Source organism: Pseudomonas sp. AC070 (genome assembly GCF_979258635.1).
Genome location: NZ_OZ409871.1, coordinates 4,966,242 through 4,990,748 on the forward strand (window position 1 = coordinate 4,966,242; position 24,507 = coordinate 4,990,748).

Annotated in this window: 24 protein-coding genes and 1 tRNA gene; 13 read left to right on the forward strand and 12 right to left on the reverse strand. The window is 60.9% G+C overall.

Annotated elements, in window-relative coordinates; translation table 11 throughout:
* Positions 1-146 precede the first annotated feature (146 nt).
* The 3 genes from ACZZ0Q_RS22365 to ACZZ0Q_RS22375 all read left to right on the forward strand — a co-directional run bounded on the left by ACZZ0Q_RS22365 (position 147) and on the right by ACZZ0Q_RS22375 (position 2,456).
* On the forward strand, positions 147-1,094 hold the full coding sequence (locus ACZZ0Q_RS22365; RefSeq protein WP_463540743.1) for a LysR family transcriptional regulator: 948 nt from the start codon (positions 147-149) through the stop codon (positions 1,092-1,094).
* A gap of 112 nt (positions 1,095-1,206) precedes the next feature.
* Entirely contained in the window at positions 1,207-1,395 is a 189-nt protein-coding gene (locus tag ACZZ0Q_RS22370; RefSeq protein ID WP_463540742.1) for a hypothetical protein, read from the forward strand.
* A gap of 326 nt (positions 1,396-1,721) precedes the next feature.
* On the forward strand, positions 1,722-2,456 hold the full coding sequence (locus tag ACZZ0Q_RS22375) for a hypothetical protein (RefSeq protein WP_463540741.1): 735 nt from the start codon (positions 1,722-1,724) through the stop codon (positions 2,454-2,456).
* A gap of 15 nt (positions 2,457-2,471) precedes the next feature.
* On the opposite strand, the gene ACZZ0Q_RS22380 is transcribed toward ACZZ0Q_RS22375, so the two are convergent.
* Complete coding sequence (locus ACZZ0Q_RS22380) at positions 2,472-2,996, reverse strand: Mpo1 family 2-hydroxy fatty acid dioxygenase (protein WP_463540740.1); 525 nt, start codon at positions 2,994-2,996, stop codon at positions 2,472-2,474.
* Positions 2,997-3,105: 109 nt separating this feature from the next.
* Between ACZZ0Q_RS22380 and ACZZ0Q_RS22385 the strand changes: the two genes are divergently transcribed.
* The gene (locus tag ACZZ0Q_RS22385) at positions 3,106-3,798 is read left to right on the forward strand and encodes a Crp/Fnr family transcriptional regulator (RefSeq protein ID WP_463540739.1); all 693 of its coding nucleotides are present in this window, start codon (positions 3,106-3,108) and stop codon (positions 3,796-3,798) included.
* A gap of 322 nt (positions 3,799-4,120) precedes the next feature.
* Here ACZZ0Q_RS22385 and ACZZ0Q_RS22390 read toward each other — a convergent pair whose 3' ends face one another.
* Together ACZZ0Q_RS22390 and ACZZ0Q_RS22395 are read right to left on the reverse strand one after the other, a co-directional pair.
* Positions 4,121-5,689, reverse strand: a complete 1,569-nt coding sequence (locus ACZZ0Q_RS22390; protein WP_463560942.1) for a methyl-accepting chemotaxis protein — start codon at positions 5,687-5,689, stop codon at positions 4,121-4,123.
* Positions 5,690-5,786: 97 nt separating this feature from the next.
* Positions 5,787-6,803, reverse strand: coding sequence for an AraC family transcriptional regulator (locus ACZZ0Q_RS22395; protein WP_463540738.1), 1,017 nt, complete (start codon positions 6,801-6,803; stop codon positions 5,787-5,789).
* 98 nt (positions 6,804-6,901) lie between these two features.
* Between ACZZ0Q_RS22395 and ACZZ0Q_RS22400 the strand changes: the two genes are divergently transcribed.
* Together ACZZ0Q_RS22400 and ACZZ0Q_RS22405 are read left to right on the forward strand one after the other, a co-directional pair.
* Positions 6,902-7,975, forward strand: coding sequence for a fatty acid desaturase (locus ACZZ0Q_RS22400; protein ID WP_463540737.1), 1,074 nt, complete (start codon positions 6,902-6,904; stop codon positions 7,973-7,975).
* Positions 7,976-8,048: 73 nt separating this feature from the next.
* Positions 8,049-8,753: an NAD(P)H-dependent oxidoreductase gene (locus ACZZ0Q_RS22405; RefSeq protein WP_463540736.1), complete on the forward strand. Its 705-nt coding sequence runs from the start codon at positions 8,049-8,051 to the stop codon at positions 8,751-8,753.
* Between the two features lie 57 nt (positions 8,754-8,810).
* Here the strand turns inward: ACZZ0Q_RS22405 and gabT are convergent, their stop codons facing one another.
* The gene (gabT, locus tag ACZZ0Q_RS22410) at positions 8,811-10,091 is read right to left on the reverse strand and encodes a 4-aminobutyrate--2-oxoglutarate transaminase (protein ID WP_463540735.1); all 1,281 of its coding nucleotides are present in this window, start codon (positions 10,089-10,091) and stop codon (positions 8,811-8,813) included.
* Positions 10,092-10,438: 347 nt separating this feature from the next.
* Positions 10,439-11,887 (reverse strand): NADP-dependent succinate-semialdehyde dehydrogenase, encoded by a 1,449-nt coding sequence (gene gabD, locus ACZZ0Q_RS22415; RefSeq protein WP_463540734.1) that lies wholly within the window; start codon positions 11,885-11,887, stop codon positions 10,439-10,441.
* Positions 11,888-12,263: 376 nt separating this feature from the next.
* On the opposite strand from gabD, the gene ACZZ0Q_RS22420 reads away from it, so the two are divergent.
* Positions 12,264-12,340 (forward strand) — tRNA-Arg (locus tag ACZZ0Q_RS22420).
* A 142-nt stretch (positions 12,341-12,482) separates the two neighbouring features.
* Here the strand turns inward: ACZZ0Q_RS22420 and rpmG are convergent.
* Positions 12,483-12,638 carry a 50S ribosomal protein L33 gene (gene rpmG / locus ACZZ0Q_RS22425; RefSeq protein ID WP_108095062.1) on the reverse strand — a complete coding sequence of 52 codons (156 nt, stop codon included), beginning with the start codon at positions 12,636-12,638 and terminating at the stop codon, positions 12,483-12,485.
* 11 nt (positions 12,639-12,649) lie between these two features.
* Positions 12,650-12,886, reverse strand: coding sequence for a 50S ribosomal protein L28 (gene rpmB / locus ACZZ0Q_RS22430; protein ID WP_084303647.1), 237 nt, complete (start codon positions 12,884-12,886; stop codon positions 12,650-12,652).
* Positions 12,887-13,275: 389 nt separating this feature from the next.
* On the opposite strand from rpmB, the gene ACZZ0Q_RS22435 reads away from it, so the two are divergent.
* A complete protein-coding gene (locus tag ACZZ0Q_RS22435) occupies positions 13,276-14,862 on the forward strand; it encodes an ABC transporter substrate-binding protein (RefSeq protein ID WP_463540733.1) in 1,587 nt (528 codons plus the stop codon).
* A 57-nt stretch (positions 14,863-14,919) separates the two neighbouring features.
* Here the strand turns inward: ACZZ0Q_RS22435 and radC are convergent, their stop codons facing one another.
* Positions 14,920-15,594, reverse strand: coding sequence for a RadC family protein (gene radC / locus ACZZ0Q_RS22440; RefSeq protein WP_463540732.1), 675 nt, complete (start codon positions 15,592-15,594; stop codon positions 14,920-14,922).
* Between the two features lie 131 nt (positions 15,595-15,725).
* On the opposite strand from radC, the gene coaBC reads away from it, so the two are divergent.
* The 4 genes from coaBC (at position 15,726) to argB (ending at position 21,049) form a co-directional block, all read left to right on the forward strand.
* On the forward strand, positions 15,726-16,934 hold the full coding sequence (gene coaBC, locus ACZZ0Q_RS22445; protein ID WP_463540731.1) for a bifunctional phosphopantothenoylcysteine decarboxylase/phosphopantothenate--cysteine ligase CoaBC: 1,209 nt from the start codon (positions 15,726-15,728) through the stop codon (positions 16,932-16,934).
* A gap of 30 nt (positions 16,935-16,964) precedes the next feature.
* Positions 16,965-17,420, forward strand: a complete 456-nt coding sequence (gene dut, locus ACZZ0Q_RS22450) for a dUTP diphosphatase (protein ID WP_463540730.1) — start codon at positions 16,965-16,967, stop codon at positions 17,418-17,420.
* Between the two features lie 1,270 nt (positions 17,421-18,690).
* Positions 18,691-20,088 carry a phosphomannomutase/phosphoglucomutase gene (gene algC / locus ACZZ0Q_RS22455; protein ID WP_206000669.1) on the forward strand — a complete coding sequence of 466 codons (1,398 nt, stop codon included), beginning with the start codon at positions 18,691-18,693 and terminating at the stop codon, positions 20,086-20,088.
* A 55-nt stretch (positions 20,089-20,143) separates the two neighbouring features.
* Complete coding sequence (gene argB / locus ACZZ0Q_RS22460) at positions 20,144-21,049, forward strand: acetylglutamate kinase (RefSeq protein ID WP_108095068.1); 906 nt, start codon at positions 20,144-20,146, stop codon at positions 21,047-21,049.
* Between the two features lie 65 nt (positions 21,050-21,114).
* On the opposite strand, the gene ACZZ0Q_RS22465 is transcribed toward argB, so the two are convergent.
* Both ACZZ0Q_RS22465 and pyrE read right to left on the reverse strand, forming a co-directional pair.
* Positions 21,115-21,720, reverse strand: coding sequence for a DUF4124 domain-containing protein (locus ACZZ0Q_RS22465; protein WP_463540729.1), 606 nt, complete (start codon positions 21,718-21,720; stop codon positions 21,115-21,117).
* 28 nt (positions 21,721-21,748) lie between these two features.
* Positions 21,749-22,390, reverse strand: a complete 642-nt coding sequence (gene pyrE / locus ACZZ0Q_RS22470; protein ID WP_463540728.1) for an orotate phosphoribosyltransferase — start codon at positions 22,388-22,390, stop codon at positions 21,749-21,751.
* Between the two features lie 92 nt (positions 22,391-22,482).
* Here pyrE and ACZZ0Q_RS22475 point away from each other — a divergent pair, with 92 nt between their 5' ends.
* Positions 22,483-23,262 (forward strand): exodeoxyribonuclease III, encoded by a 780-nt coding sequence (locus ACZZ0Q_RS22475; protein WP_122449787.1) that lies wholly within the window; start codon positions 22,483-22,485, stop codon positions 23,260-23,262.
* Between the two features lie 63 nt (positions 23,263-23,325).
* On the opposite strand, the gene ACZZ0Q_RS22480 is transcribed toward ACZZ0Q_RS22475, so the two are convergent.
* Both ACZZ0Q_RS22480 and rph read right to left on the reverse strand, forming a co-directional pair.
* Positions 23,326-23,694, reverse strand: a complete 369-nt coding sequence (locus ACZZ0Q_RS22480) for a DUF4870 domain-containing protein (protein WP_463540727.1) — start codon at positions 23,692-23,694, stop codon at positions 23,326-23,328.
* A 38-nt stretch (positions 23,695-23,732) separates the two neighbouring features.
* Positions 23,733-24,455, reverse strand: coding sequence for a ribonuclease PH (gene rph / locus ACZZ0Q_RS22485; RefSeq protein ID WP_122449789.1), 723 nt, complete (start codon positions 24,453-24,455; stop codon positions 23,733-23,735).
* Positions 24,456-24,507: the final 52 nt, after the last annotated feature.

Consider the following 24,507-nt stretch of genomic DNA (forward strand, 5'->3'; position numbering starts at 1 on the left):
GAACGCCATCGGCGAAGCCGAAGCGATGAAAGCTCACGCGTCCAAGTATATTTTGCCGCCCAGGGCAGATAATCAGCGTGTTTGGTAGAGCAGCCTTACCCATCGCGCAATAATGATCGCGCCACCCCGCTTACCGGAGAACCTCGATGGACACCTTTCAAAGCATGCGTGTGTTTGCCCGTGTCATCGACACCGGCAGCTTTACCGCCGCCGCGCAGGCGCTGGGGCTTTCCACGGCGCAGGTGTCGCGGTTGGTGTCGGAGTTGGAGCAACAGCTGCACGCGCGGCTGCTGCACCGCACCACGCGGCGTCTGGCCCTGACCGAAACCGGCGAGCGCTACCTGCAACGCTGCCGGCAGATACTCAGCGAAGTGGACGAAGCCGCCGCCGAAGCCCGCGGCGCGCACCTGATTCCCAGCGGCCGGCTGCGGGTGCACACCATGACCGGCCTGGGTCTGCAGCACCTCACCCAACTGGTGGCGATTTATGCCGAGCGCTACCCGCAGGTGGTGGTCGACCTGACGTTGTCGCAGCGCAACCCCGACCCTATCGAAGACGGCCACGACGTCATCATCGCCTTTGCCCGTGAGCTGCCCGATTCACAACTGGTGGCGCAGAACCTCGGCGCCATGTACAGCGTGCTCTGCGCCGCGCCCGCCTACCTGGCCAAACACGGCACCCCGCGCAGCCCGGCCGAACTGCGCGAGCACCGCTACTTGCGACTACTTGATCCGCTGTACGTCGATAACTGGGTACTTGATGAGGGCGAAGACGGCGACGGCAGCTATGAAGTGCTGCCCACCGAAGCCTTCCAAGTGAACATCGCCGAGTCGCTGGCTAAAGCCGCGCAGGCCGGCATGGGCTTTTGCCTGCTGCCCTCCTTCGTCGCCTGCCCTTCGCTGCGCGACGGCAGCCTGGTTCGCCTGCTGCCGCAATACCGGCTGCGCGAGCGCAACATCTATGCGCTGTACCCGTCGCGGCGTTTCCTCGATGCCAAGATCAAAACCTGGGTGGAGTTTCTGAAGGAACAATTGCCGCCGCTATTCGCTCAAGACGAGGCGATTCTTGATAATCCGGCCCATTGGGCGCCATAACACTGTTGCGTTTTAGGTAACAGCGCATCACCAGATTCGGCATTTTTCCCGCCAAAGCGCCTCGCTAGACTGGCCACGTTTTCTCCGATGAGCCCGTTTTGAGGATCACACTATGCCACGTACCTTATTGCTTACTGCCATTTTCGCCACCAGTTCGCTGTTTTTCTCGCAACTTACCCTGGCTGAAGAGTCACCGGCCTTTGTTGCGCGTAATGCGGCAATCCAAGAAAAGGCGCAAGGCGCCACTGACCAAGCAGTCGCTGCCCAAAAAGCCGCCGATAAGGCCGCACAAGACAGCTGAAAGTCCGGGCGCCATACGTCGCGCCCCACCCGTTCTCCTGACGTTGATGGCGGTAGCTCCTCAGTCAACGTCTCTTCCCCGCCGCTCCGCCATCGGTTGAGCGGTTTTTTTTCGTCTGCGCGACCCCGCTCGCCTTGCTCCAAGGCCGGTCAGCCGTGGGTTGCGCTGGCGCAGTAGCACTTAAGTGCGGCAAACGTGCGAATGGATGACCGATACCGGCGCAAATCACTCTTTGGGGCTAATTTCCTTAGCGCTGCAGTGCAGTACGCTACGCGCGGGGAAATTAAGTCCGCACTGCTCAAAAAAATAATAAGGAGCACCTCGGTATGCGCAGTACGTCCATGCTTCACGTCTGGCTCGCCTGCCTGTTGGCCGCACTGGCCAGCCTCCCGGCAGCGGCCGCGACACCACAGCAACACATGCAGGTTCAGGCCTGCCGCGCGGTTGGCAGCCTGCTGCTGTACCGCGGCGAAGGCTATCAGGCCAGCTACAGCGAACGGGTCGACAGCGACCTCGGCGCCCTCGCCGCCGCCGTTCAAAGCAGCCCGCAGGCCAGCGCCGAGCTACGCAGCGCTCAACAGAACCTTGTTACCCAAATCAAACGCGGTGTTTCTTTCGGCCCCAACGAGGAAGACGTGCCATGGGGCTATCAGAAAGAACTGAGCAAAGCCCTGCGTGATTTCCTCATCAGCGCCCACGGTCTGACGCCAGCCACGCCCGAAGAGGACTTGCCGGTAAAGCTCGAGTACCTGTCGGTTCAGTACCTGTTCCGCTCGTACGTCGGCAGCTTCGAGCTGGCGCGCGAACACGCCGACCAGTACATCGGTCAGGACGAGCGTCTGTTAGTGCCGGAAATTGATCAGCAGATGAACGCCCTGGCCGAGCAGGACGCAGCGGTGAAGAAGAAGCTCGACACGCGCTGGAGCTACCTGCGCGTGGCGTTGGCCGACATGAACAGCGGCGTTACGGCGATGACCAGCCTTTCAGGCCGGCCCTTCGCGCCGACCATCGTCGACCGCCATGCACGAGCGATGAGCGATCAGTTGCTGGGCGCGAAGTAACCTGGGCGAGACGCCTTATACCAAGGCGTCTTTGCCACGGATGTGCGTCGGACCGGCACGCTCTTCAATGGCCTGGCGCAGGTCGTCACGAATGCCGACCAGAAACAGCAGCTCGGCGACCACAAACAGGGGGCCGATGATCAGGCCGGACAGATCATCGACAAACGCCGGCTTGCGGCCCTCGTAGTAGTGGCCGACGAACTGAATGATCCAACCCACCACAAACAAGCCGATACCGCCGCTGAGCCATACCAGCGTGCTCTCGGCCGCCAGGTTGGCACCGCCCCACAGGCTCAGCCCAAGCAAGGCGCTCATCAGCAACCCCAGACGCATTTCCAGGCGCAGATAGAACACAGCGGACGCCAGCGCGCATAGCGTGGCGGGCGACAGCCACAGGCCAAAGGCGCTGAAACCGGGGCGCGAAAGCAAAGCCGTCACGGCAAAGGCAATCATCGGCACGCCAATGAAGTGGGTGAAGATATTGCGCCGGTCGCGGTGATAGGCGGCGTATTGGGCGAGATGATCTGTCAGGGTTTTCATTTTATGTCCTCGGAGGCTGCCTCTATTCGGGCTGGATGAATCATGCAGGTTGAGTAAGCTGCAACTCTGTCAGGTAGCTGACAAACCTTAGCTCGCGCCCGGATCAGCCATGAATGACGTTTCGCCTTACCTGCCGCTGCTGCGCACCGGCCAGTGGTTTAGCCACCTGCCGCAGTCGCTACAGAATGAATTGCTGACCCAGGCCCAAATACGCCGCCTACAGAGCGGCGAACGGTTGTTCCACCGTGGCGATCAGCCGTGCGGGTTGTACGCGGTGGTGGAAGGCGCCATGCGTGTGGGGGCGGTGAGCGTTAACGGCAAGGAGGCGCTGCTGACGCTGGTCGAGCCGCCGTACTGGTTCGGCGAAATCTCCCTGTTCGACGGCCAGCCCCGCACCCACGACGCCTTCGCCGAGGGCCCAACCGTGCTGCTGCACGTGGCGCAAAGTGCACTGAACGCGATGCTGCAACGCCAGCCCGCTTATTGGCGCGATTTCGCCTTGTTGATGAGCCAGAAATTGCGTTTGGCGTTTATCGCCCTGGAGCAGATCAGCTTGCTGCCCGCCGCTCCGCGCCTGGCCCAGCGGCTGTTGATGATTGCCGACAACTACGGCGAGGGCGATACGCGGCGGGTGCTGCATTTGGCTCAGGAGCAGCTGGCGCTGATGCTGGCGATTTCTCGGCAGACGACCAATCAGATACTCAAGGAACTGCAGGCGCAGGGGATTGTGCGGCTGACGTATGGGGAGATTGAGATTGTGGATGTGGAGCGGTTGCGAGGGGTGGCGGCGGGGCAGGCGTGATGGGGGTTTTGGCGTGAGGGGTCGTTGGGCTGCGATTTGTGTTTCGTCCGAGATTCTGGATTCCCGCCTGCGCGGGAATGACGGTATTTTTCCTCCAAACCTCCGTCCTCCCAGGTAGGCGGTGGTCCGACGGTTCGCCAGCCTCGGGTTTTGTGGGGTGGCGTAAGGGGTCGATGGGCGGCGATTTGCGTTTCATCCGAGATACTGGATCCCCGCGTGCGCGAGGATGACGGTGGTCTTCAAACAAACCTCCGTCATCCTCGCGAACGCGGGGATCCAGAATGTTGGATCAGACGAAGAATCGTGACCAACCCGCCCCTCATCACCCCTGCGGCCGATACCCCAACCGCAACCCGCCCCAATGCCGTCCCTGCACCGTAATCGGCACCGACAAATCGTGCATCAACTCCCCGGTATCGCGGCTGTAAGTCTGCAGCAGCAGCGCCTGCTCATGGCTGCCGCAGCGAATGCCAGTGGGGTCGTTGAACAGCCGTTTGCTGCGGCTTTTCACGGTGTCCACGGCGCGATCACCGGTGGGGGCGTGGTTGAAGGCGCGGTTGTGGGTGGGCACGTAGCCGTCCGGGGTGCTGGCGATGGCGAAGACCAGGCCTTCGTGGCGCGAAAGCAGCGGCTCCTGAATGGCGGGCAGCACCTGGTCGGCATAGGCATCGAAGCGTGTGCGGTATTTGGCCGGAAAGCTGTTGGCGATGGGCTGATAGCTGCGGTCAAACAAGTCGCTGAGGCTGACACGCCCCGCCTGGATGTCGGCTTCAAATTGCGCCGCGATGGTAGCAGCGCCTTCGCGGGCGAGGTCGTAGATGCGTTGGTGGTAGTCATCCAGGCCCACCTCGGCCAGTTGCTCGCTCACCGTTTCCGCCTGGCCGACCAACCGTTGCGCGGCCTGGGCCAATTCGCGGGTTTGCGTTTCGCTGCCGTGAACGTCGCCGCGCAACTGTTCCAGCGCACTGAATAACGCCGACAGCTGCTGGTGGTTGCTCTCGGTGCCGCTGTTGATGGCATCGACTTGGCTTTGCACCTCGCTGGCCAATTCGGTAATGCCCAGCAAGTGCTCGCCGCTGGCTTCAACCTGCGCGGCGGCGCCGTCGAGTTCACTGGCTTGCTGTTGAATGTGGCTGACCACGGCGCTGCTTTGCTGGCGAATGTCGGTGACGATTTGCGCGACTTCCTCGGTGGCCTCGGCGGTGCGCCCGGCCAGCTTGCGCACCTCGTCCGCGACCACGGCAAAGCCACGGCCCTGGTCGCCCGCGCGGGCGGCTTCGATGGCGGCGTTGAGGGCCAGCAGGTTGGTCTGGCTGGCGATGGATTGAATCACTTGGGTGACTTGCTGAATCTGCTCGGTGCGGCTGCTCAAGCCGTCCATCAACGTGCGGCTGTCGCCGGCTTGCACGCTCAGTTGCTGCATGCGCGCGATGGCCTGTTGCAAGGCTTGCTGGCCGTCGTCACTGCGCTGGCGAACCGCTTGCGCGGCGCTGAGGGTGTGTTCGGCGCGTTGCGCGCTGGCCTGTTCGGTGTCGGTCATGGCCTGAGCGCCGACGCTCATTTGCTCAACGGCGTGCAGTTGCGACTGAAGCTTGTCGGCCATCTGTTGCACGCCAAACGCCACCTGCGCCGCCGACAGGGCGTTATTGCAGGTGCTGCGCGAGAGTTTCTGGCTGAGTTCGCTGAATGCCTGCGGCGCTTGTGCCGGGCCGCTGTCGTCGAGCGCCGGGGTTTCCCACGGGCCGAGCCATGGCCACAGCGCCAGCAGCAAATACGCGGGAATGCTCAGGTACAGCGGCAGCTGGGTTTGTTGGTAAACCACCATCAGCACGGCCAGCCCGGCAGCATGCAGCAGGCAGACCCACGGGCGGCGAGAGTAAGCGGGGCGCATCGGCAAACCTCTTGTTCTTATGGTGCTGGCAACGCAATGGTCGCGTATTCGAGCATGTCATCGGCCGAGCTGCCAGTAGGCTTTAGCACGGGGTGCGTCACGGCTTGGCTAATAGCCCGTCGCGGTATTGGCTCGGCGCCTGGCCGGTCCAGCGTTTGAAGGCGCGGCTAAAGCTACTGCTGTCGGCAAAGCCCAGCAGATAGGCGATTTCGCTGATGGAGCAATGCGGGTCGCGCATGTGTTGTAGGGCCAGGCTCTGGCGGGTTTCGCTGAGCAACTGCTCATAGCTGCAACCTTCGTCGGCCAGGTGGCGCTGCAAGCTGCGCAGGCTCAGGTGCAGGCCGCTGGCGATGCGCTCGGCCGACGGCTCGCCGTTGGGCAATTGGCTTTCCAGGCAGGCACAAACACGGCGCCGCCAGGTCACGGGCTGAAGCTGTTCGAGGGTGCGCTTGAGCACGGTTTCGTTGTGCTCGGCCAGCTCTTCGTTGCCGTCTTCGAGGGTGTTGTCGAACGGCTGCCGGGGAAACTGCAGAAAGTCTTGCGCGGCGCCGAAGTGGATCGGCGCACGCAGCGCTTCCTGCCACGGCGTCGGGTCGGCTGGCGTTGGGCGGCGAAGGTGCACGGCCAGCGGCGCGAAGTCGCGACCCAGGCGGTTGCGGCAAGTGCGCACATAGATGGCGATAAATGCATCAATCGCCTCGGGCGCCGGCGCCGGGCCGCCTGCCGGCACCTTGAGGTAGAACTCGTAGCGATCGGGCAGGGTTTTCAATTCCAGGCTGAGGGCATCACTGACCACTTGGTGATAGCGGACGATGCGCTCGAACACCTCGCGCAAACTGCCGCTGGCAATCAGCGCATAACCCAGCGCGTGAAAGCTGGTGGGGCTGACGTATTGCGAGGTTTTCAGGCCCAGCGCCGGGTCGCCACTGGCCTCGACGGCCAGGCGCCACAAGCGCGTGGTGGCCGACAGCGGATAGCGTGCATTGGGGTGTTCCATCAAGGCGGGATCAAGGCCGGCGTCCAGGCACAGCTGCGCGCTATCCAGGCCCAGGGCGTCGAGCTGCTTGCGCAGTGCCCGGGTCCAGCTGGCGAGGGTGGTGGGTTCAGCAGTCATGCAGATTGGCGCATCCGGTCAACAGGTTGGCGTTCGAGGTCAGGCCGGCGGGCGCCCGGCCCGGCACAGTAGCCTCACGTTAATTAGAGGATGTAAGCATGTCCCACTCTCCTGCAAGCCCCGTGAACCAGAATGCGCAACAACGCGCTGCGCATATTCGCGAAGTGGTGATGGCCCACGGCGTCGAGCTGCGCCAGCGCTTCCCGATTCTTAAACACCAGGACGCCCTCGGCGCCGGCATTCTCGCCTTCGCCCTGGCCGGCATGATCGGCAGCGCCGCGTTGTACATTGAAGGCTACATGGCGTGGTGGGCGTGCTTGCTGCTCAACGCCTTCTTCGCCTCGCTGACCCACGAGCTGGAACATGACCTGATCCACTCGATGTACTTTCGCAAACAACGCGTGCCGCACAACCTGATGATGGCGCTGGTCTGGCTGGCTCGCCCAAGCACCATCAACCCCTGGGTGCGCCGCCATTTGCACCTCAACCACCACAAGGTATCGGGCACCGAAACCGACATGGAAGAGCGCGCCATCACCAACGGCGAGCCATGGGGCATCGCGCGGTTGCTGATGGTGGGCGACAACATGATGTCCTCGTTCATTCGCTTTCTGCGCGCCAAAACCTGGAGCCACAAGTGGATGATCGTCAGCCGCACCCTGAAGGTGTACGCACCGCTGGGGCTGCTGAACTGGGGCACTTGGTACGTGTTTCTGGGCTTTCACCTCAGCACCTTCGTCGCCACGCTGCTGGGCTCGCCGATTGAGTGGTCGGCCACCACGCTGGACGTGATGAACATCGTCAATATCGCCGTGGTCGTGCTGGTTGGCCCCAACGTGCTGCGCACTTTTTGCCTGCACTTTGTCAGCTCGAACATGCACTACTACGGCGACATCGAGCCGGGCAATGTGATCCAGCAATGCCAGGTGCTGAACCCGTGGTGGATGTGGCCGCTGCAAGCGTTCTGCTTCAACTTCGGCAGCAGCCATGCGATTCACCATTTTGTGGTGAAAGAGCCCTTCTATATCCGCCAGCTCACCGTGCCGTTTGCGCACAAGGTGATGCGCGAAGCGGGTGTGCGATTCAATGACTTTGGCACCTTTGCCCGGGCCAATCGCTGGACCCGCACTGCCGAAAGCAAACCAGCGACGCAGCAAACGCAAACCGCCTGATCGGTTTCGCCCCACCTTTGCAGCGGCGCTTTAGCGCCGCTTTTTTCGTCTATCGCAACAGGCCCGCCCACGTATGAATGTGCTTATTGTTCACGCCCATCCCGAGCCGCAATCGTTCTGCACCGCCATGAAAGACCTGGCCGTCAGCACCTTGGAAGCCGCCGGCCACTCGGTTCAGGTTTCCGACCTGTACGCAATGAACTGGAACCCAGTGGCCAGCGCCGCCGATTTCCAGGCGCGTAGCAATCCGGACTACTTGGTGTACGCCCTGGAGCAGCGCCACGCCCACGGCCAAAACGCGCTGGCCGAGGACATCGCCACCGAACTTGAAAAGCTGCTGGCCGCCGACCTGGTGATTTTCAATTTCCCGATATTCTGGTGCTCGGTGCCGGCCATTCTCAAAGGCTGGATCGACCGCGTACTGGTGTCGGGCGTGTGCTACGGCGGCCTGCGTTTCTATGACAAAGGCGGCTTGAGCGGCAAGAAAGCCCTGCTCAGTTTCACCATCGGCGCGCAGCCGCACATGTTTGCCGATGAGCAGGCCATTCACGGCGAACTGAACCTGATGCTGCGCCACCTGCAACGCGGCACGCTGGCGTATGCCGGCTTTAGCGTGTTGCCGCCGTTCGCGGCGTATCACGTGCCGTATATCGACGCCGACGCCCGCACGGCAATGCTGGCGGACTACCGCGAGCGCCTGCTCGGGGTTGAAAACGCGCAGCCGCTAGTGTTCCCAAAAATGGCCGAGTTTGATCGGCAGCTAAAGCCGCTGGCTTAACCGCAGGCAAAAAAAGACCCGCCGAAGCGGGTCTCAACACTGCCGAGCTGGTGAGCCCTAGGCGAGTTCGTCGAAGCACTCGGCGACAATGGCCAGGCCTTTGTCGAGCTGTGCATCAGGAATGGTGACCGGCATCAGGAAGCGGATGACGTTGTAGTAGGTGCCGCACGACAGCAGGATCAGGCCTTTTTCACGGGCGCGTGCCACGATCTTGCCAACCAGCTCAGCCGCTGGCTTGTGGGTGTCGCCGCCTTCGAACAGCTCGATGGCGATCATCGAACCCAAACCACGAACGTCACGGATCACCTTGTGCTTGGCCTGGATGTCGCGCAGGCCGGCTTTCAGGCGTTCGCCCAGGGCTTGCGAGCGTTCCAGCAGCTTCTCTTCGTCAAACACTTTCAGCACGGCCAGCGCGGCCGCACAGGCGATTGGGCTACCGGCATACGTGCCGCCCAGGCCGCCCGGTGCGATGGCGTCCATGATTTCGGCTTTACCGCTAACGCCGGAAATCGGGAAACCGCCGCCGACGGATTTGGCAAAGGTGGTCAGGTCTGGAATCACGCCAAGCTGTTCGGTGGCGAAGAAGGTGCCGGTACGGCCAGCGCCGGTTTGCACTTCATCAGCGATCAGCAGAATGCCGTGCTGGTCGCACAGGGCGCGCAGGCGCTGCATAAAGGCTTTGGAGTTGGTGTAGAAACCACCTTCGCCCTGCACCGGCTCAATGATGATGGCGGCGATGTCGGACGGCTGCGCGTCGTTCTTGAAGATGCGCTCGATGCTGGCGATGGACTCGTCTTCGCTCACACCGTGCAGCTCGCACGGCGACTGGGCGCGGTACACGCCGGCAGGCATCAGGCCCATGCCCGCGGAGTACGGCACCACTTTGCCGGTGAGGCTCAGGGTCATCATGGTGCGGCCGTGGTAAGCGCCGGTGAAGGCGATTACGCCAGCGCGGCCGGTGGCAGCGCGGGCAATTTTCACGGCGTTTTCGACGGCTTCGGAACCGGACGTCACCAGCAGGGTTTTCTTGGCGAAATCGCCGGGTACGCGCTTGGCGATTTCTTCACACAGCTCTACGTAGGGCTCGTAAGCCAGTACCTGGAAGCAGGTGTGCGACAGCTTGGTCAGTTGCTCTTGCACCGCTGCAACCACTTTGGGGTGCAGGTGGCCGGTGTTGAGTACGGCGATGCCGCCGGCGAAGTCGATGAACTCACGGCCTTCAACGTCCCACACGGTGGCGTTCTCGGCGCGCTCAGCGAAAATCGGGTGGATCTGGCCCACACCGCGCGGTACGGCGGCCATGCGGCGTTGCATCAGGGATTCGTTAGTCTTGCTCATGTTTCGGTCCTCATTCGCTGCTTCATCGGGCGGCGCAGTGGGATAAACGCAATCGGGGAAAGGCGCGGCAGCATTCGATGATCGACTGCCACGCCCTGCCGGTTGCTCAGGTTCTTTAGTGCGGTGCTGCTGCCCGGGCGGGCCGGCTCGTTGGTTCCGCCCTGGGGTGTTTCAATGACGTCTTAATGCTTTTGCTCTTTGTGCTCTTCGGCTTAACGCCGCTCGAGAGCTTCGGGGCTAAGACCAGACAAGGCGAAATGCTGGCGAAGAGCGCAGCGTACATTCGTACGTGAGCATCTGAGGCAGCATTTCAACGCCGTATGGCCGACGACCCGGAGGTCGATTAGTTACACACCGAGGCAGAGGTATTTGATTTCCAGATAGTCTTCGATGCCGTACTTCGAACCTTCACGGCCAAGACCCGACGCCTTGATGCCGCCGAATGGCGCCACTTCGTTGGAGATCAGACCGGTGTTGATGCCGACCATGCCGTACTCCAGCGCTTCAGCCACGCGGAACACACGGCCAAGGTCGCGAGCGTAGAAGTACGAGGCCAGACCGAATTCGGTGTCGTTCGCCTGTGCGATCACATCGGCTTCGTCTTTAAAGCGGAACAGCGGCGCCAGCGGGCCAAAGGTTTCTTCCTTGGCGACTGCTGCAGTCTTCGGCACGTCTACCAGAATAGTCGGCTCGAAGAAGCTGCCGCCCAGGCTGTGGGCCTTGCCGCCGGACACCACTTTGGCGCCTTTGCTGATAGCGTCGGCGATGTGCTCTTGCACTTTGGCGACCGCTTTGTCGTCGATCAGCGGGCCGGTGGTGGTGCCATCTTCCAGACCATTGCCAATTTTCAGCTTGGCCACGGCAACTTTCAGTTTTTCCACGAACGCGTCGTACACGCTGTCTTGAATGTACAGACGGTTGGCGCAGACGCAGGTCTGACCGTTGTTGCGGTATTTGGAGATGATCGCGCCATCAACGGCGGCATCCAGATCAGCGTCGTCGAAGACAATGAACGGCGCGTTGCCACCCAGTTCCAGCGAGACTTTCTTGATGTCGTGGGCGCATTCAGCCATCAGCTGACGACCGATTTCAGTCGAGCCGGTGAACGACAGCTTGCGCACGATGGGGTTGCTGGTCAGCTCGCTGCCAATGTCGCCAGCGCTGCCGGTCACCACGCTGAACACGCCTTTCGGAATGCCGGCACGCTGGGCCAATTCGGCCAACGCCAGAGCGGAGTACGGCGTTTGGCTCGCGGGCTTGAGCACCATGGTGCAGCCAGCGGCCAGGGCCGGGCCGGCTTTACGGGTGATCATCGCGGCGGGGAAGTTCCACGGCGTGATGGCCGCGGTGACGCCGATTGGCTGCTTGAGCACGATCAGGCGTTTGTCCGGCTGGTGGCCTGGAATCACGTCGCCATAGACGCGCTTGGCTTCTTCAGCGAACCACTCAATAAAGGAAGCGGCGTAGGCGATTTCGCCTTTGGCTTCGGCCAATGGCTTGCCTTGCTCGAGGGTCATCAGGCGACCGAGGTCGTCCTGGTTTTCGATCATCAACTCAAACCAGCGACGCAGCTTGTTGGAGCGCTCTTTGGCGGTCAGTGCACGCCAGGCCGGCAGGGCCTTGTCGGCCGCTTCGATGGCGCGACGGGTTTCAGCAGCGCCCATTTTTGGCACGGTGCCGAGAATTTCATTGTTGGCCGGGTTGTTGACCTTGATGGTGTGGCCGCTGTCCGCGTCTACCCACGCGCCGTCGATAAAGGCTTGCTGGCGAAACAATTGAGCGTCTTTGAGTTGCATAGCCGTCTCCTTTAGCCCACCAGCAGAGCGGCGGGCAAAATTGTTGTAAGCCGCCGCAGCGAGTGTGCGCTGCGGCGAGAAATAGTGGATGACACGTGGAACGGATTGAGCGCTGGTGACGGGCTTTTGGAACAGCTGCAGATCGCTTGGTTCGGTCTGCGGCCATGAGCGTCGGGGCGTTTGAAATCTCAAACGAATCCTAGGGTCGTCACTGCCAAAGGGCAATAGGCTGTTCGAAAAAATGTACGAAAACCCGCAAAAGGTGGTTATTTTCTGAGCAGGAAGGCGTAGGGATTAGTACTTTCGTTTGATATCGCGAACAAAACAGCTCGGCATGGACGCCTGCGAGCGACATGCGTATCATGGCGCCCGCGCTGCACCAGTAGCTCAGCTGGATAGAGTACTGCCCTCCGAAGGCAGGGGTCGTGGGTTCGAATCCCGCCTGGTGCACCATACAAACGAAAAGCCCCACGTTCACGCGTGGGGCTTTTTGCGTTTCTGGCGCCTGGAGACGAGAACCAAGCGTTCAGCTACATATCAGCAGAAAACAAAAAGCCCCGCATGTGCGGGGCTTTTTGGGCAAGGGCCGGATCAATTACTTGATCTTGGCTTCCTTGTAGATCACGTGCTGGCGAACAACTGGATCGAATTTTTTGATTTCGATTTTGTCCGGGGTAGTACGTTTGTTCTTGTCGGTGGTGTAGAAGTGGCCAGTACCGGCGCTCGACACCAAACGGATCAATTCACGCATGATTTAGCTCCTTAAACCTTTTCGCCGCGGCTGCGGATTTCGGCCAGCACGACATCAATGCCACGCTTGTCGATGATACGCATGCCTTTGGCAGTGACGCGCAGACGCACGAAACGCTTCTCCGATTCAACCCAGAAGCGGTGATGCTGCAGGTTTGGCAGGAAACGGCGACGGGTTTTGTTGTTAGCGTGGGAAATGTTATTCCCGGTTACCGGACCCTTACCGGTAACTTGACAGACTCTCGACATACATCAGCCCTCTAAAACCACATGCCCAACCCGGCATGGGTTGGCCGCTTAAACTCAAAGTCATTTGGCGCTCTGCGCCGCGTTTCTTCAGGGTCTTACCGGCCACACCTACAAGCGAAGGAACCGGGCCCCTAGAAAAGAGCGCTGCTTTATACCAGAAAGCCCCCATAGCAACAAGGATAACTACCGTTTGCTGGCCAAATGGGGGCGAGCATTCTACCTGCAACCGCTTCAACAAGCGCCATCGCTGGCGTAACCACTCGTCAGGCGACATCGATTGTTCTGCCGCGCCCCATGGTCTAGGGTAGACCGCTCGCGTTATTTCCGGCCCCGCGGATGGGCCGCCGACTCGCCGCTCGAAGCTGGCGATGAATTTAAGGAGTCTGCCGATGCGCCGTGCCGCCCTGTCGCTGTTTGCTATTTCGCTGTTCAGTTCGGCCCTGCAAGCGGCCGCGTTGAGTGTGTGCACCGAAGCCAGCCCCGAGGGTTTCGATGTGGTTCAGTACAACACCCTGACCACCACCAACGCCTCGGCGGACGTATTAATGAACCGCCTGGTCGAATTCGACGCCGCCACCGCCCAGCTGGTGCCGAGCCTGGCAGAAAGCTGGACCGTGTCGGACGACGGCCTGACTTACGACTTCACCCTGCGCCAGGGCGTGAAGTTCCATAGCACCGACTACTTCAAACCAACCCGCGACTTTAATGCCGACGACGCCCTGTTCAGCTTCCAGCGCATGCTCGATCCCGCCAATCCATGGCACAAGGTGGCGCAAAGCGGTTTTCCCCATGCGCAGTCAATGCAACTGCCGGCCCTTATAAAGAAGGTGGAGGCGCCTTCGCCCCAGCACCTGCGTTTTACCCTTAACCACCCGGAAGCCACCTTCCTCGCCACGCTGAGCATGGGTTTCGCTTCTATTTATTCAGCCGAGTACACCGCGCAGCTGCTCAAGGCCGGCACACCGGAAAAACTCAACGCCCAGCCAATCGGCACCGGCCCGTTCGTGTTCAAGCGCTTTCAAAAAGACGCCGTCGTGCGCTACGCAGCCAACCCGGACTATTTCGCCGGCAAGCCAAAGGTTGATGCGCTGGTGTACGCCATCACCCCGGACGCCAATGTGCGGCTGCAAAAGCTGCGGCGCGGCGAGTGCCAAGTAGCGCTGTCGCCCAAGCCGCTTGATGTGACTTCCGCCAGCAAAGACGCGGCGCTGAACGTGGTGTCGACGCCGGCGTTCATGACCGCCTTCGTTGCCTTTAATAGTCAGCACCCGCCGCTGGACAAACCCGAGGTGCGCCAGGCCATCAACCTGGCCTTCGACAAAGCCAACTACGTCAAAGCCGTTTTCGAAGACAGCGCCATCGCCGCCAACGGCCCATTCCCACCAAACACCTGGAGCTACGCCAAAGCGTTGCCCGGCTACGCCCATGATCCCCAGCAAGCCAAAGCCCTCCTGGAAAGGGCCGGGCTGAAAGACGGATTCGAGACGACGATCTGGACCCGCCCAACCGGCAGCCTCCTCAACCCCAACCCCAGCCTCGGCGCGCAGCTATTGCAGGCAGACCTGGCGAAAGTCGGCATTCGCGCGCAAATCCGCGTGATCGAGTGGGGCGAGTTGGTGCGCCGCGCCAAAGCCGGCGAGCACGACCTTCTCTTTATGGGATGGGCAGGCGACAACGGTGATCCGGATAACTTCCTGACCCCGCAGTTCTCCTGTGCCGCCGTGCAATCGGGCACCAACTTCGCCCGTTACTGCGACAAAGCGTTGGACCAGTTGATTAGCGACGGCAAAGCCACCAGCGACACAGAACAGCGCACCGCGCTCTATCAGCAGGCGCAAACCCACATTCAACAGCAGGCTTTGTGGTTGCCGCTGGCTCATCCGACGGCAACGGCTTTAACGCGAAAAGACGTACAGGGGTATCAGGTCAGCCCGTTTGGACGTCAGGATTTCTCGCGCATTTCGCTAACGCCTTAATGTAAGAAACAGGCGCAGCGGGCCATTCCCTGCGCCTTCCTTTGCCCGCGCACCTGCCTACATCAGCCCCCATTCCGCCATAGATAACGGCGAGCCCTCGCCGATGATGAAATGGTCGAGCACTCGCACATCAATTAGCCCTAACGCCGCTTTTAACTGCGATGTCATCACGCGATCCGCCTGGCTAGGTTCGGCAACCCCGGAGGGATGGTTGTGGCACAAAATCACCGCCGCGGCGTTATGAGCCAGCGCGCGTTTCACCACCTGCCGAGGGTAAATAGTGGCCCCATCGATGGTGCCCTGGAACAGCGCCTCGAAAGCGAGCACCCGATGTTTGGAATCCAGAAACAGGCAGCCAAACACTTCGTGTTCTTCGTGGCGAAGCTGCGCGACGAGGTACTCACGCACGGCGGCCGGGCTTTCCAGCACCGAGTCGTGGGTCAGGCGTTCGGCCAGATGACGCCGCGACATCTCCAGCACCGCCTGCAATTGCGCGTACTTGGCGGGGCCCAACCCCAGGTGGGAACTGAAGCTGCCCTGGTCGGCTTCGAGCAAGGCGCGCAGCCCGCCAAACTCATCGAGCAGCAAACGCGCCAGGTCGACGGCGCTTCTTCCGGCGACCCCAGTTCGTAGGAAAATGGCCAGCAATTGCGCGTCCGTCAGACTGCTCGCGCCATGCTCCAATAACCGCTCGCGCGGGCGTTCTTCTGCAGGCCAATTGCGAATACTCATACAACCCTCCTTGTCGAATGTAGCCCGCTGTTCCACTGCGGGCGCTGTGCTATCTTAGCCCCACTTTTTTGCGCGGCGGGCGGCCTGGGGAGGCCGCCCGCGGCGAAGTCCACTTCATATAAGGCAGGCCTATGCAGCGGCTGTACCGGAAACGCATCGTCCTTGGCGTGGGTGGCGGCATTGCCGCTTATAAAAGTGCCGAACTGGTTCGCCGCCTGCGCGACCAAGGTGCGGAAGTCCGTGTGGTGATGACCCAGGGCGGTCGCGAATTCATCACGCCGCTCACCCTGCAAGCTCTTTCCGGCCACCCTGTTCATATGGATTTGCTCGACCCCGCTGCCGAAGCCGCGATGGGGCACATCGAACTGGCCAAATGGGCCGACCTCATTCTGATTGCGCCCGCCACCGCCGACCTCATGGCGCGCCTGGCCCAAGGCATCGCCAACGACCTGCTCACCACTCTGGTGTTGGCCACCGACGCCCCCGTGGCCTTGGCGCCAGCAATGAACCAGGCCATGTGGCGTGATGAGGCCACCCAAGCCAACAGCCAAATTCTGATCGCACGCGGCCTGCATATGTTTGGCCCGGCTTCCGGCAGCCAGGCCTGCGGCGACGTTGGCCTGGGCCGCATGCTCGAGCCCAACGACCTGGCCCAACTTGCCGCAGATTGCTTCAAGCGCGAGAGCCTGACCGGTCGCCATGTGCTGATTACCGCCGGCCCGACCCAGGAAAACATCGACCCGGTGCGCTACATCACCAACCACAGCTCGGGGAAAATGGGCTTTGCCCTGGCCGAAGCGGCGGTGGAAGCCGGTGCCAAGGTCACGCTTGTGACCGGCCCGGTGCATTTGCCCACGCCTGATCGCGTTAACCGCATCGACGTCGTCAGCGCCCGCGACATGCTCGCCGCCTGCGAAGCAGCCATGCCCTGCGACCTACTGATCGCCGCCGCCGCCGTCGCTGACTATCGCCCCGAGGTGGTTGCCCAGCACAAGCTGAAAAAAGACCCGTCGACCGGCGAAGGCATGCTCCTGCAAATGGTGCGTAACCCGGATATTCTCGCGACCCTGGCGCAACGCGACGATCGCCCGTTCAGCGTCGGCTTCGCTGCTGAAACTGAAAAGTTGCTCGACTATGCTGCTCGCAAGCTGAAAGACAAAAACCTCGACCTGATCGTTGCCAACGATGTGGCCAACCCCAGCATCGGGTTCAACAGTGAAGAGAACGCGATCACCATCATCGACCGCGACTTGCAGCAAAGCAGCTTGGCGCAAACCAGCAAGGGCAAGATTGCCCGGCAGCTGATCGCTTTTATCGCCGACCGCCTGAACCGGGCCTGACGCCTGTTTACCACCTGTTAAGAGCACCCCATGCACGCACTGCAAGCCAAGATTCTCGACCCACGCATTGGCCGTGATTTCCCCCTGCCCGACTACGCCACGCCTGGGTCGGCCGGCCTTGATCTGCGCGCCATGTTGCAAGAAGACCGCGTATTGGAGCCTGGCCAAACTGTGCTGATTCCGACTGGCCTGTCGATTTACATCGGCGACCCCACCCTCGCCGCGCTGATTTTGCCGCGCTCGGGCCTGGGTCATAAGCACGGCATCGTGCTGGGCAATCTGGTCGGCCTGATCGACTCGGACTACCAGGGCGAACTCATGGTCTCGTGCTGGAACCGTGGCCAGACCCCGTTCACCATCACCATCGGCGAGCGTATTGCGCAACTGGTTCTGGTGCCTGTCGTGCAGGCGCGCTTTGAACTGGTTGAGCACTTCGACGAAAGCCAGCGCGGCGCCGGTGGCTTCGGCCATTCGGGCAGTCAATAACCGATACGCCCGGCCCCTCTAATAAAAAAGCCAGGACGCACCGCCGAGGAGATACCGATTGAAACTCTTCAAGCGCACCGCCAAGGACGCTGAAACCCTACCGCAAGTGAGCGACCCCACCGCCAAAAAGGCGGACGAAGAGCCGTTGCTGAAAAAACTCTTGCCCGGGCTTGGCTTCGCCTTTGTCGGCCTGCTCGCGGCCGCTGCCGTGCTGTGGTTCGCCTTGCTGACCAGCGCGCAAACCAAAACCCAGGATGAACTCGCCCACGCGTGGGGCGGCAGCCAGGCCTCCGCGCTACAGCAGGCATTGCGCCAGCTGAGCGCCGATACCAAGGCCGCCGCGCGCAATCCGCAGTTGCTGTTGGCGTTGCAAAGCCAGAGCCCAGAGCTGGTCACCGCCGCTGAACGTGACCTCGGTTACTGGGATGGCGTGGTGGATGCCTATATCAACCTGCCGGGCCAGGCGGCGCAGAACAACACGCGCGCCGCGCCGATGAACTTCGCTGCCATGGACCTGCTGCGCCGTGTCGAAGCCGGACAAACCCCGGCGCCGGAAGCTTATAAGGTCGGGCAGCGCTGGCTGGTTTACAGCGCAGCGCCCCTGCGCCTGAGCGATGACCAACCCTCGCAAGGCACGCTGCTGCTGATCATTGATCTGCAACGGCTGCTGTCGGCTCTGCCACCGCTGCCTGATGGCATTGGTCAATTGCGCCTTTCCCAGCAATTCGGTCAGAGCCCGGCGCAAGTGTTGGCAACGCGCGGGCAAGATGCACAGAGCGCCCCGCTGGCCTTTACCAGCGGCAACTCGAACTGGAAACTCGAATTCCTGCCGGGCCCGGATTTGTCGATGCCGCCCGTGTCGCCCATGCCGCTGCTGCTGGCCGTGTTGTTAGCCCTTTCCGGCTCGTTGCTGGGCCTGATGTGGCTCAACAATCGCCTACAAAGTGCACTGCGTAAAGACGCCGAACAGCTCAGCCAATTAGTACAAGAACTCTCTGCAGGCAAAAGCGTCAAAGCCTTCAGCCTGCGCTCGCCAGTACTCAATGCGCTGGCTCAGAAACTCGCGCGAATGCCTCGCCGGCAAAGCGCACCACTACCCGTTGAAGAGACCAAGGCGACTGGCAGCAGTACGAGTGGCACGAAAGTGGCAGCACCTGCCGCCGTAGAGCCTGCCGAGCTGGTGAACCCTCTCTTTCAAGAAACCGATATTCTCGATATCGACATCCTCGACGAAGACCAGGATCTCCTGGGATTGGAGCAAGCCCCCGCTATGAGCAATGTGCCGCAAACCGCACCCAACTTGCCCGCCAGCATTTTCCGCGCCTATGACATTCGTGGCGTAGTTGGCGACACCCTGACATCTGAAACCGCGTATTGGGTCGGCCGCGCAGTGGGCGCCGAAAGCCTCGCCGCTGGCGAGCCCAATGTATCGGTAGGTCGCGACGGTCGTCTGTCCGGCCCTGAACTGGTGCAATCGCTCATTCAAGGCTTGGTAGATGCTGGCTGCGCCGTCAGCGACATCGGCCTGGTGCCAACGCCTGTGTTGTATTACGCAGCCAACGTACTGGCCGGCAAAACGGGCGTGATGCTCACCGGCAGCCACAACCCGCCTGACTACAACGGCTTCAAAATCGTGGTCGCGGGCGACACCCTTGCCAACGAGCAAATCCAGGCGCTGCGTGAGCGTATCGAAACCAACAACCTCAGCAGCGGCCAAGGCAGCGTTGAGCAAGTTGAGTTGCTGGATCGCTACTTCAAACAGATTCGCGACGACATCGCCCTGGCCAAGCCGCTGAAAGTGGTCGTGGACTGCGGTAACGGCGCGGCAGGTGTTATCGCTCCGCAACTGATCGAAGCCCTGGGTTGCACCGTGATTCCGCTGTTCTGCGATGTCGACGGTAACTTCCCTAACCACCACCCCGATCCGGGCAAGCCAGAAAACCTGGTCGACCTGATCGCCAAAGTTAAAGAAACCGGCGCCGACCTAGGCCTGGCCTTCGACGGCGACGGCGACCGCGTGGGCGTGGTGACCAACAAAGGCACCATCGTTTACCCAGATCGCTTGATGATGCTGTTCGCCAAAGACGTGGTGTCGCGCAACCCTGGCGCCGACGTGATCTTCGACGTGAAGTGCACCCGTCGCCTGGGCGCGCTGATCAGCGGCTACGGCGGTCGTCCGGTGATGTGGAAAACCGGTCACTCGCTGATCAAGAAGAAAATGAAGCAAACCGGCGCCCTGCTGGCTGGCGAAATGAGCGGCCATATTTTCTTCAAAGAGCGCTGGTTCGGCTTCGACGACGGCATCTACAGCGCCGCCCGCCTGCTGGAAATTCTCAGCCAGGACAAACGCGACGCCGAACTGGTGTTCGCCGCGTTCCCAAGCGACGTGTCGACGCCGGAGATCAACATCACCGTTACCGACGAAAACAAATTCGGCATCATCGACGCCTTGCAGCGTGATGGCCATTGGGGCGAAGGCAGCGTGACCACGCTGGACGGCGTTCGCGTCGACTATCCGAAGGGCTGGGGCCTGGTGCGCGCTTCCAACACCACACCGGTGCTGGTGCTGCGTTTCGAAGCCGACACCAATGAAGAGCTGGAACGCATCAAAGAGCTGTTCCGTGCTCAGCTGTACACCGCTGCACCCGACCTCAACCTGCCTTTCTGACCCGCCTGTATAGCCGGCCCTCGCGGCCGGCTTTGCCGTTTTGCTGGAGCCCCGCATGACCCTCGAACGCGATGCCGCCACCAATGTTGCCAAGGTTCTTTCTGAGGCCTTGCCGTACATTCGACGTTTTGTCGGCAAGACCCTGGTTATCAAGTACGGCGGCAACGCCATGGAAAGCGACGAGCTGAAAACCGGATTCGCGCGAGACATCGTGTTGATGAAAGCGGTGGGTATCAACCCGGTAGTGGTCCACGGTGGCGGTCCGCAAATTGGCGACCTGCTCAAGCGTTTGTCCATCGAGAGCCATTTCATCGACGGCATGCGGGTAACCGACGCAGCGACCATGGATGTGGTGGAGATGGTGCTTGGTGGTCAGGTGAACAAAGACATCGTCAACCTGATCAACCGCCATGGCGGCAGTGCTATCGGCCTGACCGGTAAAGATGCCGAGCTGATTCGTGCGAAAAAGCTCACCGTTACCCGGCAAACGCCGGAAATGACCCAGCCGGAAATCATCGATATCGGTCATGTGGGCGAAGTGGTCGGGGTTAACACCGATCTGCTGAACATGCTGGTGAAGGGCGACTTCATCCCCGTGATCGCGCCAATCGGCGTGGGCGCCAACGGCGAGTCGTACAACATCAACGCCGACCTGGTGGCCGGGAAAGTGGCTGAAGCGCTGAAGGCTGAAAAGCTGATGCTGCTCACCAACATCGCTGGCTTGATGGATAAGGAAGGCAATGTGCTGACCGGCTTGTCCACCGCTCAGGTGGATGCCCTGATTGCCGATGGCACTATTTATGGCGGCATGCTGCCGAAGATTCGTTGCGCGCTGGAGGCCGTTCAATGCGGCGTGATCAGTGCACACATCATCGACGGCCGTGTGCCGAATGCCGTGTTGTTGGAGATTTTTACCGACAGCGGCGTCGGCACCCTGATCTGCAACCGCAAGCATCACTAAGCGGTACCGCCACAAAAAAGCCCCGGCGAGGTGACTCGTCGGGGCTTTTTATTGCGCGCGGTTTTCTACTGTTTCGGACCCATCAGGGTTTGCAGCCTGGCGCGGTCGGCATCGAAGCTGGCCTCGGCCTGCTTGCGGCCTTCGAGATAGCGCTTGATGTCAGCTTCCAGCCCAACCTGCTCAGCCTTGATGTTCTCGATTTGCGCGACCAGGTGATCCGGCACCTGCTTGCCGGCGCGCTCTTGGTCAGCGGCCTGGCCTTGCAGGTTGGATTGCTGGGTTTTAAGCGAAGCGAGGTTGCCACGCGCCACGGAGATAACGCCATCAAGCTCAGCCAGCTTGCGGGCCTTGGCGCGGTCAACGTCTTCGGTGGTGGAATACAAACGCAGCAACTGGGCATCGGAACTGGCGCGCGCTTTGTCGGCGATGGCGCGCTGGCGCTCTTCAAGACTGGGTGCAGGCGCAACCACCTGAACGACACGACCCTGGTCGTTGAGTATCTCGTAGCCTTTGAAAATCAGGTCGGGCGGCACGCCCTGACGGTCCAGAACCGTAACACCCTTGGCATCAACGTAACGGTAGAAGCGTGTTGCACTATCGGCTGCCGAAGCACCCGCGTACAGCAGCATGCTGAAGACCAGCGAACAGCGGATAACGTCCAGTTTGAGCATGCAAACAACACCCTGTCATGGTTGAGACTTAAATTCCGTACTGCGCGCGGTATGCCTGGACTGCCGGCAGGTATTTCTTCAGTTCAGCATCTTCGGCCAAGTATTCCAGTACTTGTTCCAACGACACGATGCTGACCACCGGAATGCCGAAATCACGCTCGACTTCCTGAATGGCCGACAGCTCGCCCTTGCCGCGCTCCTGGCGATTCAATGCAATCAACACGCCAGCTGCGGTTGCGCCCTGGGCCTGGATGATTTGCATGACCTCGCGGATGGCGGTGCCGGCGGTGATGACGTCGTCGATGATCAGCACATTACCCGTCAACGGCGCACCAACCAGCGTGCCGCCTTCGCCGTGGTCTTTGGCTTCCTTGCGGTTGAAACACCAAGGCAAGTCGCGCTGATGCTGCTCGGCCAGCGCCACAGCGGTGGTCGCAGCCAATGGAATGCCCTTGTAGGCTGGGCCGAACAGCACATCGAAATCGATGCCGCTGGCCACAACCGCTTCGGCGTAGAAGCGCCCTAACTGAGCCAACGCCGAGCCGCTGTTGAACAGGCCTGCGTTGAAGAAATAGGGGCTGGTGCGCCCGGACTTGAGGGTGAATTCACCGAAGCGCAGCACGCCGCGCTCGATGGCAAAACGAATGAAGTCGCGCTGGTACGCCTGCATAAAAAGCCCCAAAACACACGGATTTAGCTGTGGGTTTAGCTAATAAGGATGAGCTCGGGTATCATACACGCACGTGTTTTTGGGGGCCATTTATGCGGATCATCAGTGTGAACGTGAATGGTATTCAGGCTGCAGTCGAGCGTGGTTTGCTCAGTTGGCTGCAAGCGCAGAATGCCGACGTCATCTGCCTGCAAGACACCCGTGCCTCCGCCTTTGAACTGGACGACCCAGCCCTCCAACTGGATGGCTATTTCCTCTATGCCAGCGACGCAGAAGTACCAGACCAAGGTGGTGTGGCGCTGTATTCGCGGTTGCAACCCAAGGCGGTGATCAGTGGGCTCGGTTTCGAGACAGCTGATCGCTACGGGCGCTATCTGCAGGCCGATTTCGACAAAGTAAGTATCGCCACGCTTCTGCTTCCTACCGGGCAGAACGGCGATGAAAACTTGAATCAGAAATTCAAGTTTATGGACGATTTCGCCCAGTACCTGGATAAGCAACGGCGTAAGCGCCGCGAGTACATTTACTGTGGCTCGCTCTACGTGGCACACCAGAAACTGGACGTGAAAAACTGGCGCGACTGCCAGCAAGAGCCTGGTTTCCTGGCGCCTGAGCGGGCCTGGATGGACGAGATTATCGGCACCATGGGTTACGTCGACGCCCTGCGTGAAGTGAATCGCGAAGGCGACCAGTTCAGCTGGTGGCCTAACAGCGAGCAAGCCGAACTGCTGAATCTTGGCTATCGCTACGACTACCAGTTGCTCACCACCGGCCTGCGCCGTTTTGTGCGCGGCGCGCGGTTGCCGCGTCAGCCTCGGTTTTCGCAGCATGCGGCACTGATCGTCGATTACGACTGGACGCTCAGCGTCTGACCCGCACCCAGCGGGCACAAAAAAGCCGGCATCACTGCCGGCTTTTTTGCGTCTGCGATATGCCTATTTAACCGGGCGCCAGCAGAACGGATAGCGGTACGCCTTGCCTTCATTGGCCTTGATGCCGGCAATGATGGTCAGGACCAACGCTGCAATGCCCACCACCCAGATCAGGATGATGCCGATAAACACGAACATCAGCAGGAAGCAAACCAGCATGGCCAGCGCGACCGTAATTTGAAAGTTCAGCGCCTCTTTGCCCTGATCGTCGACAAACGCAGCGGTTTCACGCTTTAGCTGCCATACAATCAACGGCCCGAGCAGATTCCCGAACGGGAAGATCATGCCCAGAAATGCCGCAAAGTGACAAAACATAGCCCACTGACGCGCGTCTTTGTCAGGGGTGGTTATGGGTTCCAAATCCTCGGTCATGCTGCTTCTCCTTGGCCTGCGGGTTGAGCGAGACGGGCTTAATCGGCCAGCGCCACGCGTTGCATTTCGAACAGATCGGTCATGCCTTTTTGCGCGAGCGCCAGCATGGCGGTCAAATCTTCCGGCTGGAACGGCGCGCCTTCGGCGGTGCCTTGTACTTCAATAAAGCCGCCCTGGCTGGTCATCACCACGTTCAGGTCGGTTTCGGCGGCGGAGTCTTCGAGGTAATCGAGGTCCAGCACCGGCTCACCCTGATACATGCCCACCGAAACGGCGGCGATCATCTGCTTGAGCGGGTCGCCACCTTTCAGACCACCACGCTTTTTGATCACTTTCAATGCGTCGATTACGGCAACCATCGCGCCGGTAATAGACGCAGTGCGGGTGCCGCCATCGGCCTGGATCACATCGCAGTCGACGTACAGGGTTACTTCGCCCAGTTTCGACATATCCAGCGCGGCGCGCAGTGAACGACCAATCAAACGTTGAATTTCCAGGGTACGGCCGCCTTGCTTGCCGCGGCTGGCTTCACGCTGGTTACGGTCGCCCGTGGCGCGCGGCAACATGCCGTATTCGGCGGTCAGCCAACCCTGGCCCTGGCCCTTGAGAAAACGCGGCACGCCGTTTTCCACACTTACTGTGCAGATCACTTTGGTATCACCAAACTCCACCAGCACCGAGCCCTCGGCGTGTTTGGTGTAGTTGCGGGTGATGCGGATCGAGCGCAGCTGGTCAGCGGCACGGCCACTCGGACGTTTCATCAGGAATACCTATTCGGGACGGGAAATCTGCTCGGCATTATAGGGGGGCCGC